Consider the following 12,683-nt stretch of genomic DNA (forward strand, 5'->3'; position numbering starts at 1 on the left):
GGCAGGAGGTAGTTAACGTGGAAAATAGTTCGGCAATTCACCCGGATCAATACGCTGGTGGAGGGCTGGCGGGTGCGAGGTGGCGCGACATCGGCAATTTGGTCCGATTCTCCGAGGAGTCCTCGTTTTATCGGTTGGAATGCGAGGGGGGCGTCGTCGCGATCGCGTTCCGCACGGACCGCATCGTGCGCGTTACGATGAATCCGGCCGGGGAGCCGGATCTCACGCGCAACGCGGGCCTGCTGGAGTCGGCGGAGGCCGGCCCGGGGCGCATTCTCGTGGAGGAGAAGGAGCGGGAGATCTGGCTAAGCTCCTCGCAGCTCAAGGTCGTGATCCGCAAGGAGCCGCTGCGCCTTTCCTTCTTCGACCCTTCCGGCAGGGAGCTCGTCTCCGAAGGGGAGCGGGGCATGATGATGAATTCGAAGGGCGAGGTGCTCTGCGTCAAGAAGACCGGGGAGGACGATCGCTTCTACGGCTTCGGAGAGAAGTCGGGCTTCCTGGACAAGCGGGGCGAGAGGTTCGGCATGTGGAACACGGACGTCTACGCTCCCCACAATCCGGACACCGACGAGCTGTACGTGTCGATCCCTTTCTATCTGACGCTTCGCGGCGGCGCGGCCCACGGGTTGTTCTTCTTCAACACGTTCCGGTCTGCGTTCGATCTTCGAGGGGAGAGGGAGCATTCGTTCCAAGCGGAAGGCGGCCAACTCGATTACTTCGTGATGGCGGGTCCGACGCCGAAGGACGTTCTTGCGCAGTACGCGTCGCTGACGGGACGCGCCCCGATTCCTCCGCGCTGGGCGCTCGGCTACCACCAGTCCCGGTACTCGTACGAGACGGAGACGGAGGTTCGCGAGCTGGCGGCGAGGTTCAAGGAGAAGGGCATCCCGCTGGACGTCGTTCACCTCGATATCCACTACATGTACGGATACCGGGTGTTCACTTTCGATAAGGATCGCTTCCCGGATCCTCGAGGGCTGGTGGAAGAGCTGCGTTCTCAAGGGATTCGCGTCGTGCCGATCGTCGATCCGGGCGTCAAGGCGGACCCGGAATATAGGGTGTTCCAGGAGGGCGTCCGCGAGGGCATGTTCTGCGGGTACTTGGACGGGCAGCTTTTCTACGGGCAGGTTTGGCCGGAGAAGAGCGTTTTCCCGGACTTTACGGACGGGAAGGTTCGCGAGTGGTGGGGAGACCTGCATTCGTTCTACTCGGAGCTCGGCATCGAGGGCATCTGGAACGATATGAACGAGCCGTCGGTGTTTAACGAATCGAAAACGATGGACCTGGACGTCGTGCACGCGAACGACGGACGTCCGGCATCTCACCGCGAGCTGCACAACGTGTACGGCTATCACATGTCGGCGGCGACGTACGGCGGCATGCGCCGGCAATTGGAAGGGCGCCGGCCGTTCGTGCTCACGCGAGCCGGTTACGCGGGCATCCAGAAACACGCCGCCGTCTGGACGGGCGACAACCGCAGCTTCTGGGAGCACCTCGAGATGAGCGTGCCGATGTGCCTCAACCTGGGGCTGTCGGGCGTGCCCTTCTGCGGGGCGGACGTCGGCGGGTTCTCGAACGACTCGAACCCGGAGCTGCTGGCGAGGTGGACGCAGCTCGGCGCGTTCCTGCCGTTCTTCCGCAACCACAGCGAGATGAAGTCCATCCGGCAGGAGCCGTGGGTTTTCGGAGAGCGGACGGAGGCTGTGGCGAGGAAGTACATTAAACTGCGCTACCGCTGGCTGCCTTACCTGTACTCGTTATTTAAGGAGGCTAACGATAGCGGCGTTCCGGTCGTGAGGCCGCTGTTCCTCGAGTTTCCGAAGGACGCCGAGACGTACGCGATCTCGGATCAGTTCTTGCTCGGCCCGTCGGTGCTGGTCGCGCCTATCGTAAGGCCGCACGCCAGGAAGCGGATGGTTTATCTGCCCGCGGGCGGCTGGGCGAATTACTGGACGGAGGAGAGAGTCGAAGGGGGACGGTACGTTCTGGTCGACGCTCCTCTGGACACGATTCCGCTGTTCATTCGCGAAGGAGCGGTGATTCCGCTGGCTTCGGAGCGGATGAACACTTCCGAGAGAGTGGAAGAGCTGGCGCTGCACGTGTATCCGCCCGCGGCCGGAGAGAGCGTGGAGTTCGTCCTGTACGAGGACGACGGCGCGACCTTCGGGTATGCGGCGGGGGCTTGCTACTCGGAGAGGGTGAACGTGCGGCGGAGCGGCGAGAGCCGATTGGAAATCGTCAGCCGCGTCGAGAAGGAAGGCTATTCGCCCGACTGGGGCGGCCGCAGGCTGGTCGTTCACGCGGGAGCCGCCGGGGCCGAGAGGCTCGAAGTGACGATTAACGGCGTTAAGGCGGAGCTTCTGGAGGCGCGTTCGGGATCGGGCGATGTCCAGGTTTATTCCTTTTAAGCGGCGGGCTGCTGCAGCCCTATAGAACCTAAGCGATGCCGATAGTCGAAAAATTCGACTAACGCCGTCCGCTGAAGGGCGAACGCGATGCTGATAGTCGAAAAAATCGACTAACACCGGTTGCCACATGGCGACTGCGAGGCCACGGCCGTTGCGGTGTTAAGAATCCAAATTCAGAAAGGGAAGAGGAGAATGGCTCTGATCCGCAAGCTTATCGCAAGCGTATTGGCACTCGTCCTGCTGTCTCCGCTGGGCGCCCTGGCGTCCGTGTCGGCGGAGACGGATTCTCCCTCGGGCGGCGGCGCCGTCTCGGGAGGCATGGCCGGGGATTCGGAGGCGTATGTCCGGTTCAAGAATCAGTGGCAGGGCACGTATTTGTACGAGGATAGCGCAGGCAAGGTCCGCTACGGCTACACGGCCGTGGAGGACCCGGCGGCGCAATGGCTGCTGGAGGAGGCGGGAGACGGACTCAAGACGATCCGGAACAAGGCGACCGGCCGTTACCTGAACATGGCCAGCGTCGTTCCGAGCGACAAAATCACGCAGCCGTTGGAGAGCACGGACATCTCGCCGGGGCTGACGACGGCCCTGTGGAAGGTGCAGGATTCGGAGCCCGGCTACGTCAACGTGGTTAGCGCGGACTTTTCGAACCGGGTGCTCAACATTCAGACGCTGGACGGCTTCGCGCACGTGAACGACTGGGCGCAGGCGTCCTGGGGCAGCGCCCAGTGGCAGCTCGAGCCCGCGAGCGATCTCGCTCCGGTGAGGATCGTCGATCAATGGCAGGGCGGCTATTTGTATGAGGCGGACGGCGTCGTAAAGGTCGGCCGGCCCGCGATGAACGACGCCTCGTCCCACTGGTACGCCATCGACGCCGGCGACGGGAAGAAGCGGCTTCGGAACCGGGCGACCGGGCATTTTGTTAATGTCGCTAATGTAATCGCTTCCGAGGACAAGACGATCCCCATATCGGTCACGGAACTCGGGGACGGCGCCGTGACGGAATGGACGATGACGGCATCCGGGGAGGCGAACGTCTACGGATTGGCGATCGACGGTTATCCGGAGCTCGTGCTTAACGTTCAGTCTCAGGACGGCTTCGCTCATTGGAACAATTGGGCTCAACCCGGATGGGGGAGTGCCCAGTGGAGGCTGGAGCCGGCCTCCGATACGCTTCCGGTCCGGCTGAAAGACCAATGGCAGGGCCAGTACTTGTTCGAGCAGAACGGGGTTGTCGCCTACGGGACGCCGGCAGCGACGGATAAGAGCTCGCAATGGCTGGTTGAGAGCGCCGCCTCCGGAACGACGCTGCGCAACTTGGGCTCCGGCAACTACGTCGTCGCCTCCGCTTCGGGCGAAGAAGCGGCGGACGTCCGCGCCAAAAGCGTGGCCGGGACGGTATACGACACGGACTGGACCATGAACGCGGCGGTGAACGACGCGGGCGGCTCGGTGAGCGGCTACTACACGTTCTCCGTTCCGGGGGCCGAAGGCAATCTGCTGAACGTGCAGGCCCAGGACGGCTTCGCTCACGCGAACGACTGGGCGCAGCCGACCTGGGGAAGCGCGCAATGGAAGCTGGAGGATCCGCTGACGGAGCCGGAGCCGGAGAACCCGGACCCGACTTACATTCGGATCCGCAATTCCTGGCTGCAGCTTTACCTGTATGAAGAGAACGGCATCGTGAAGTACGGCAACGCGGCATCCGGGGATCAAGCGGCCCAATGGCAGCTGGTCGACGCGGGAGACGGGAAGACCCGGATCCAGAACCGCGCGACCGGGCATTTCGTGACGCTGGAGGGAGTGGACGGATCCCGAGCGGCTGTGCGGGCGGGCGATCTGGCCGAAGGCTCGACGGCGGGCGACTGGGTCGTCGTCGACTACCAGGGACTTAAGCTGATCCGGTCAGCCGGCGATCGGAGCGAGAACGAGAGCGCTCAGTCTTATCTGAACGTGGAGAACAAGCTGAAGACGCTCCAGTACGGAATCGTGCCGCGGGACTGGGGCAGTCCGAAGTGGGAGTTCCTCCCGGTTTCGGAGGATGCGAGCGGCTATGTGCGGCTGAAGAACGGCTACCGGGGATCGTATTTATACGAGGAAGACGGCATCGTCAAGGACGGCCAGCCGGATCTCCTGAACGCGGCTTCCCATTGGGAACTGAAGCAAGGGCAGCAAGGAACGCTGATCGTCAACCGGGCGACGGGTCATCTCATTACCAACGAGAACGTAGGAAGCTATGAGGATCCGCTGGAGAGCTTGGCGCTCGATCCGACCTGGGGCAGCGTCCAATGGACGGTGGAAGACGTCGACGGCGCGGAAGCCAAGGTGCTTCGCAGCGTCTGGAAGAACAACGTCTTAATCCACGACGAGGATAACAAGGGCTTCGCGCAGGCAAGCGACATTCCGGCGAACTGGGGCAGCGCCCAGTGGCTGCTCGAAGAGGCGCCGGAGCTTCCGGCGGAGCTGCCGGAAGGCTTCGTTCGCATCCAGAATCGGCAGACAGGGCAGTATCTCTTCGAGAATGGCCGTCAAGTCGTTCGATACGGAACGCCGGATGCCTCGGATGCCTCTTCCCATTGGAGCTTCGTTGTCGGAGAAGACGGAAACGTGAGCCTCGTGAATCGGGCGACGGGCCGCGCGATGTCGATCGAGAACGGCAGAGCTTACCTGGAAACGAGCGGCGCGATAGCGGAAGATTCCTCGAGCTGGCGGCTCGAAGAGGCCGGAGCGGCCGGCTACTACCTGCTCCGCAGCGCCGCGGCAGGCCATGACGACGAGTATATCCACCTCGCGGACGGGCTCGGCTTCGCCCAATACGATCTGGTCTCCGCCGAGAGCCAAGCGGCGCAATGGAAGCTGGAGAACGCTCCGGATGAGGCCGTCCCCCCAAGCGTCGAGACGGACGACTTGAATGGATCGACGGCGGTCCTGAAGGAGAAGAACGTCATTCGCATCGCGAGCGAACGAAGCGGCGAGCTTCTTGCGATGTCGGGGACCGGGGTTACTTACGAGGCGGCCTCGTCCAATAGCCTGTCCGCCGCGTGGATCGCGGAGAGCTACAACGGGCATAAGCGATTCAAGAACGTGCAGACCGGCCTATACCTCGCGGCGAACGCTTCCGGGGACGCGCTGATCGGAAGCGCCGTAGGCGGAGAACGGGCCGCCCAGTGGGACGTGACGGACGTACTCGGTTACAAGACGATCCGCAGCGCGTCTGCGCCCGAGCTCATGGTCGCCCAAGGGAATGGCGGTTCGGCGAGGTGGACGTTCGAACCGATTCCGACAACGGCGAGCTACGCGGCGTCGGAAGCATTCGCCTCCGGAGGAGTCGCGCTTCCGGCCGCTTCGGACGGGTTCGCGGGCGGCTTCTCCGGCGAAGGCGCGAGCCTGCTGTGGTCGGTTCATGCGGAGGAGGCCCGATCTTACGCGGCGACGATCGCTTACCGCAACGCCTCCGGAGCAACTGGCAAGCTAGGTCTTTACGTTAACGGGTTGAAGGCCGGGACGCTGAAACTTGCATCTACGGGGGAGAATGCCGGAACGCTTCCGGTCGAGCTTAAGCTGCGAGAAGGCTTCAATACCGTCGCTCTTCGTTATGAAGACGACAGCGGAACGGGACTGGAGATCGGCTCACTGAAGCTGGCGAAGTCGGTATATGGGGCTTCGCGCGGGGCGACCGTGCCTTATCTCGCATATGAGCTTGAAGACGCGGCGACGAACGGCCTCTTGATCGGCCCCGGCCGGGATTACGGCACGGTTGCCGCGGAGTCGTCGGGGCGCAAGGCGGTCCGGCTGGACGAAGAGGGCCAATACGCGGAGTTTAAAGCCGCGGAAGCGGCGAATGCGCTGACCCTTCGTTACGTCATTCCGGACAGCGCGGACGGTTCGGGGCTTAACGCGACTTTAAGCCTGTACGTCAATGGCGAGAAGAGGCAGTCGCTTGAATTGAGCTCCAAGCACAGCTGGGTGTACGGCAAGTACCCGTATTCCAACAACCCGGCGGACGGGGACGCCCATCGCTTTTACGAAGAGGCGCACTTCCTCGTCGGGGACATCCCGGCCGGAGCGACGGTGCGGCTGCAGCGGGATGCGGGCGACTCCGCCGAATACTACGTGCTCGATCTGGCCGAACTGGAGCGCGCGCCGGAAGCTTACGCGATGCCGGACGAAGGCTATCGCTCCGTCACGGAATTCGGAGCGGCGCCGAACGACGGCGTGGATGACAGCTCGGCGTTCCGGGCGGCGATCGCGACGGCACATGAACAAGGCTTCGGCCTGTGGGTGCCGGCAGGAAGCTTCGACTTAAGCGGCGGCCCGCTCGGGGTGGCCGGCGTGACGATTCGCGGAGCGGGCATGTGGCATACCGAGCTGCGCGGCGAAGGCTTCATGGGCGTCGGTTCGAACGTCGGGGTGTACGACCTTCTGCTCGATGTCGGGGTGACCGGCCGCCATGACGCCGAGAAGGAAGCGGGCTTCGACGGCGCGTTCGGCACCGGATCGACGATTCAGAACGTGTGGATCGAGCACGCCAAAGCCGGCATCTGGACGACGCTCAGCGACGATCTGACCCTGAACACGGACGGCCTCTACGTCGGAGGCGTTCGCGTGCGCAACACGTATGCGGACGGCATTCACCTGTCCACGGGTACCCGCAACTCGGTCGTCGAGCACTCCGTCCTTCGCAACACGGGGGACGATTCCATCGCCCTCTGGTCCGACCAACGGGAAGGAACCACGGCCGAGCAGGCGCGGACGCAGAACAACAAGATCCGCTTCAATACGGTCCAGTTGCCATACCTGGCCGATAACGTGGCGGTGTTCGGCGGCACGGACAATCAAGTGACGGACAACCTCCTGGCCGACACGATGGGCTACGGGGCGGGAATCGCGGTCTCGACCCGCTTCGATCCGGTGCCGTTCGGCGGCACGACCCGCGTCGAGCGCAACACGCTCCTTCGCACCGGCGGACATGAGGCGAGCTGGAATCAGGACTTCGGAGCGATCTGGATCTTCGTCGAGAATAAGCCGATCGACGCCGATATTCTCATCCAAAACAACGAAGCGATCGACAGTACGTTCCAAGGGCTGTACGTCAGCGGACCGAACTCGATCAACGCCTCCGGCGCGCATAAGGTTATCGTTCGCAATTACGTGATCGACGGAGCGGGAACGTGGGGAATCAACGTCGCGGCCGGCGTCACCGGAAGCGTTGAACTGCAAAATGTTCTTATCCGGAACGCGAAGGTCGGAAGGCTATTCAGCACGATGGGCGACTCGTTCAAGCTGAACGCGGCGGATCCGGTGCCGGAACCGGAGCAGCCGGACCCGGTGCTCGTTCCGGATGACGGAGGGGCAGGCAACCCGGGCCCCGGCACGGGGATCGGAACCGGCAACCCTGGCGGCTCTGGCGAGGGGGACGCTTCGGATCTTCGGAAGAGAGCCTCCGAAGGAGATAAGAAGCTAGCGGACGCGCTCTCGGACGGCGCCGGCGTTATCGAGTTTGCCGGCAGGGAAGCGTCCGGCGAGGCAGCCGCCGTCTTCAGCTCGAAGGCTCTCCGCGAAGCGGCTAGCAAGAAGCCGTCCGCGAGAATCCTCGTGAGTCTTCCGAACGCCGAGTACGAGCTGACGTTGGCCCAAGCAGCCGCGCTGCTCGGCAAGGCCGCGGACGATGCCTTGCTGGAATTGACGATCCGCGAACTGGATCAAGCGATGGCAACGTTGTTGAATGGAGCCGCGCGGCGGGAAGGCGTAACCCCGATCGCAAAGGGAGCTTTCCGGTTTGAGGCTGCCCTTCACTCCGATGGAGAAACCAGTCCGATAACGAACTTCGGACGTCTATTCCTCGATCGCCGGATAATCGTCGATCAAGAGCTGGATCCGAACGCGTCGACCGTTCTGCTTTTCGATCCGGCAGCCGGCAGTCTCCGCTACGTTCCGGCACTCTTCGAGATTGCCGAAGACGAACGGACTTCCGTGACGATACGCAGCGCCCATAACGGCATCTTTGTCCTGGCCTCGTCCGCAAGGGCGTTCGCCGACCTGCAGGGACACTGGGCGCAGAAGGACCTGCAGCTTCTCGCGAACAAGCGGATCGCGAGCGGCGACGAAGACGGACGCTTCTCGCCGAATCGCCCGATGACCCGCGCCGAATTCACGGCCCTTCTCGTCCGCTCGCTCGGTTTGACCGGCACGGGCGAACCCGTCTTCGGCTTCGCCGACGTCGCTCCCGGAGCCTGGTACGCGGCCGAAGCGAACGCGGCGGCCGAATTCGGCCTCGTGCAAGGCGACGAAGCCGGCCGCTTCCGGCCGTCCGAAGAGATCACCCGCGAGCAGATGGCCGTCCTCCTCGCCCGGGCGATGGAGCTGGTTCGGCAATCGCTCGAGAACGGCTCTTCCTCGGCCGTCGGCGCGCCTCCGTCCGCAAGCGCCAATCTTGCCGGCTTCGCGGATGCCGGCCGCGTCAGCCCATGGGCGGCGGAAGCGTTGAATCGGCTGCTGTCCGAGGGCATCCTGAACGGAACCTCGGAGACTTCGCTCTCCCCGCAAGGACTCGCGACCCGAGCCGAGGGCGCGGTTCTGCTCGAAAGAATGCTAAAGGCACTCAAGTTGCTCTAGATTGCGGAAACCCGCCGGGAGAAGGCTCCCGGCGGGTTTTTGCCGGAATAGGGCTGCCTCTGGCAAAGGAATAACTCCCTTAAATCGCGAATAGTTAGAAGAATTAAATGTCTTCGCGTTTCTCAAACCGACGAGGGGAAGGGGACGCCTATGAGAAAAGGAATCGTCGCCATTGCGCTGTCCGTTCTAACCGTCGTGCTGGCCGTTTATCGCTGGCGGGCATTGAACCAGCCTAAAGTCGGTCCGGTGGGGAATGGGAACGGCTATCCTCGAATCGTTTATGCGGCCTTGGTTTTGCAAATTGTCGTCGGAGTTTGCGCCTTCGTTATCGGGATCGTTTTGATGGCGAGAGATATTCGGAATAATCGGCCGAAATAGAAGAAGCGGGAGATCATCGCGATGAGATTATTAATTCAGTTAATCTTTGTATTTGCCCTAGCGGGATGCGCCTCTCGCTCCGATTCCGCGGAGCCGGTCGCGAGGGCGGTCTTGGAGAAGTACGAGCAGGGCGGGAGGTATTACGTGTCCGTCACCGGACCGTCCGACTCGATCATTCAGGTGGAAGTCGAAGAAGCGGAATGGGAAGAGATCAAGAAGGGCGGAACGGTCTTTTTCGATGAGGACTGGGATGTGACGGCGATTGACGGGTACGAAAGATAAAGGGGAGTTAATGATCGCGATGTATATCCCGAAGATTTTATTAAGCATGTAAAGGGAATGCGTTCCAGCCGATAATAACCTCAACCGAAATTAACCAAAGGAGAGAAAATGCCTTGCTGGACGCCTTCACCAAGAGGAGAATCGAGAAGATTCTGGACCAATATATCGATAAGAAAATTCCCAAGCATCTGAGAGCCGAAATCCAGATTCATTACAAGTTTAGAGGGAACGCCGTGACCTTGACGCAAGAAAGGCCGGGCTACTTGCCCGGGAACCGGCTCGAGCTGCCGATCGCCCAGTTCCGGCTGGAAGAGGAGGAGTGGAAGGTGTATTGGAAGGACAGCCGGGACAAGTGGCACTTCATCGACGATATTCCGCCGAGCTCCAGCTTCGAGACTCAGCTTAAGAACGTGGACGAGAACGGCATTTTCTGGGCGTGAGCAAGAGACGATGAACCGCAAGAACCTCGCAGACGATCTCATTGCCATCTTAACCGCACAGCCGAACCTGAGACGGGATCTCGAGCTCGTTCGGTCTTTGAACCTGCCGGACTGGTGCATGGCCGCCGGATACGTCCGGAATGCCGTCTGGGACAACCTGCACCGCTACGAGATTCGCACGCCTCTGGACGACATCGATATTCTTTATTACGATCGATCCAACCTGTCGGAAGAGTACGAGAAGACGCTGGAGAAGAGACTCGAGAGCGTAAATCCGCAGCCGAAATGGTCCGTCAAAAACCAAGCCCGAATGCATATCCGCAACAACGAGCCCGAGTACGTTTCGATCGAGGACGCCATGAAGCGTTGGCCGGAGACCGCGACGGCCGTCGGCGTCCGCCTGACCGATGAGGGCCGCCTTCAAGTCATCGCTCCCCACGGTCTGGATGACCTGTTCGGCCTGAACCTCCGGCAGAGCCCTTTCTTTAAAGACAGAGAGTTCTTCCTGAGCAGAGTCCGGAACAAGGGCTGGCTTGCGACGTGGCCCCGACTAACCCTGCCGGATCCCTAGATCATGCCGATTCCCCTCACGCATGCGTACCCTCCAGCGATCCCCGAAGCTCCCGAACGTCCCGGGTCGGCGGCTGCCCGTACATCCGGGCGTACTCCCTGCTGAACTGGGAAGGGCTCTCGTAGCCGACCCGGAACGCCGCGTCGGACACCTGTACGGTCTCCGTCAGAATCAGTCTTCTCGCCTCCTGCAGGCGGACCGTCTTCTGGTACTGCAGCGGGCTCATCGCCGTAACGCGTTTAAAATGCTTGTGAAACGCCGACGTGCTCATGTTCACGGATTCGGCGAGGCGATCCACCGCGAGCGGCCGGTCATATTGGCGGTTAATCAACCGGATCGCCTCCGAGATGTTGTGCGCTTGGCTGCCGGTTACCCCGAAATGGTGCAGGAGGGTGCTTTGGTTGCCCTGCATGACGCGGTACAGGATTTCGCGGACTAGGAGCGGAGCCAGAATCGGAATATCGCCGGGCGAATCGAGCAGCTGCAGGAGCCGCACGAGGGCCTCGAGCAGCGCGGGAGACGGCCGGTTCACGGAGATGCCGCGGCCTCCTTCCGGCGGTTGGCCGCCCTGCCGGTTCATCTCCTTGGCGAGGTCCAGGATGACGTCGGCGTCGAAGCTCAGCTTCAAGCTGAGATAAGGAATCTCCGGCGAAGCCTCGACGATTCGGCCGAGGATCGGAAGCTCGACGGAGGTGACCAGGTAAGTCGAAGGATCGTACCGGTAGGTCTCGTCGGCGAGGGTGGCCGTCTTCGCCCCTTGGGCCACGACGCAGATGGACGGTTTATAGACCGATTCCAACGGCTCCGAAGGCTCCGCGGCATGCATCAGCGCCAGCGTTGGCACCGCCGTCGGATGAGTGCCGCTCGTCGGGGCGTGGCGGCGTATCAGAAGCGCCATTTGACGCAACCTATTCTCCATGCTCTCGGATTCGTTCGTTTCTTCCATTAGGAGCGACTCCCTTCCGCATCTTCTTTTCCCTATACTATATCGGCATCGTAGAGAATTAGGCAAGGATCGAACAGCTTTGATCTAACGGGGCGAAGGCTTCTCTCCTTACAATAAAGAAGCAAGGTCGAACGCGGCGGATCGCCGAACGGCCAACGATGAAAAAAAGGAGAGAGCGCAAATGAGCATGAACGGAAAAGTCGCGATCGTTACGGGAGCATCGAGAGGCATCGGCCGTCAGATCGCCATCCAATTGGCGCAAGCGGGAGCGAAGGTAGTCGTCAATTATTCCTCGAACCGGGAGAAGGCGGAGGAGGTCGTGAAGACGATCGGGCAAGCGGGAGGCGAGGCGACGGCCATTCGCGCCGACGTGGGGCGCGTGAGCGAGATCGAGGACTTGTTCTCGAAGACGCTGGAGAAATTCGGTCGCGTGGACATTCTGATCAACAACGCCGGCATTATGGGGAACGCGGCCATCGGGGACGTGACGGAAGAGTTCTTCGACCGGAACTACAGCATCAACGTCAAAGGAACCTACTTCGCGTGCCAGCAGGCGATGAAGCATATGGAAGCGGGCGGAACGATCGTCAATTTCTCGACGTCCGTGGCGGGGGCGATGCTTCCGACGTACAGCGTCTACGCCGCGACGAAGGGCGCCGTCGAACAGCTGACCCGTCAACTGGCGAAGGAATTCGGCCCGAAGGGGATCACGATCAATTGCGTCGCGCCCGGACAGGTGGCGACGGAGCTGTTCCTAAGCGGCAAGTCGGAAGAGCTTATCGATTCGTACCGCCGCATGAACGCTTTCGGCCGTCTCGGCGAACCCGAGGATATCGCGAACGCGATCGAGCTGCTCGTCGGCGACAAGGCGCGTTGGATAACGGGACAGACGATCCGCGTCAACGGGGGCTTCAACTGAGGAGCGCAAGAACCGAATAACCGGACGAGGGACGATCGGACCGCGCGGCGACGCGCGGAAGCGGTCGTCCTTTTTTGACCATTGAAGTCACAATCGTATCCTTCCAAGTCACATTTGTTGTAGT

Annotated in this window: 8 protein-coding genes; 7 read left to right on the top strand and 1 reads right to left on the bottom strand. The window is 61.8% G+C overall.

From position 1 onward, the window contains the following. The first annotated feature begins 17 nt into the window (after positions 1 to 17). From H7B67_RS09900 to H7B67_RS09925, 6 genes are all read left to right on the top strand, one after another. Positions 18 to 2,408, top strand: a complete 2,391-nt coding sequence (locus H7B67_RS09900) for a glycoside hydrolase family 31 protein (RefSeq protein WP_342592361.1) — start codon at positions 18 to 20, stop codon at positions 2,406 to 2,408. Between the two features lie 192 nt (positions 2,409 to 2,600). Next, entirely contained in the window at positions 2,601 to 9,023 is a 6,423-nt protein-coding gene (locus tag H7B67_RS09905; protein WP_185119626.1) for an S-layer homology domain-containing protein, read from the top strand. 150 nt (positions 9,024 to 9,173) lie between these two features. Next, positions 9,174 to 9,401, top strand: coding sequence for a hypothetical protein (locus H7B67_RS09910; protein WP_185119627.1), 228 nt, complete (start codon positions 9,174 to 9,176; stop codon positions 9,399 to 9,401). Positions 9,402 to 9,422: 21 nt separating this feature from the next. Beyond that, positions 9,423 to 9,683: a hypothetical protein gene (locus H7B67_RS09915; RefSeq protein ID WP_185119628.1), complete on the top strand. Its 261-nt coding sequence runs from the start codon at positions 9,423 to 9,425 to the stop codon at positions 9,681 to 9,683. A 113-nt stretch (positions 9,684 to 9,796) separates the two neighbouring features. Next, entirely contained in the window at positions 9,797 to 10,123 is a 327-nt protein-coding gene (locus tag H7B67_RS09920) for a DUF3024 domain-containing protein (RefSeq protein WP_245363139.1), read from the top strand. Positions 10,124 to 10,133: 10 nt separating this feature from the next. Further along, positions 10,134 to 10,694, top strand: coding sequence for a nucleotidyltransferase family protein (locus H7B67_RS09925; RefSeq protein ID WP_185119629.1), 561 nt, complete (start codon positions 10,134 to 10,136; stop codon positions 10,692 to 10,694). 16 nt (positions 10,695 to 10,710) lie between these two features. Here the strand turns inward: H7B67_RS09925 and H7B67_RS09930 are convergent, their stop codons facing one another. Continuing rightward, on the bottom strand, positions 10,711 to 11,640 hold the full coding sequence (locus H7B67_RS09930) for an AraC family transcriptional regulator (RefSeq protein ID WP_185119630.1): 930 nt from the start codon (positions 11,638 to 11,640) through the stop codon (positions 10,711 to 10,713). Positions 11,641 to 11,821: 181 nt separating this feature from the next. On the opposite strand from H7B67_RS09930, the gene H7B67_RS09935 reads away from it, so the two are divergent. Beyond that, positions 11,822 to 12,559, top strand: coding sequence for an SDR family oxidoreductase (locus tag H7B67_RS09935; RefSeq protein WP_185119631.1), 738 nt, complete (start codon positions 11,822 to 11,824; stop codon positions 12,557 to 12,559). Positions 12,560 to 12,683 lie beyond the last annotated feature (124 nt).

It is taken from the genome of Cohnella thailandensis, from assembly GCF_014212135.1.
Classification (GTDB): Bacteria; Bacillota; Bacilli; order Paenibacillales; family Paenibacillaceae; genus Cohnella; species Cohnella thailandensis.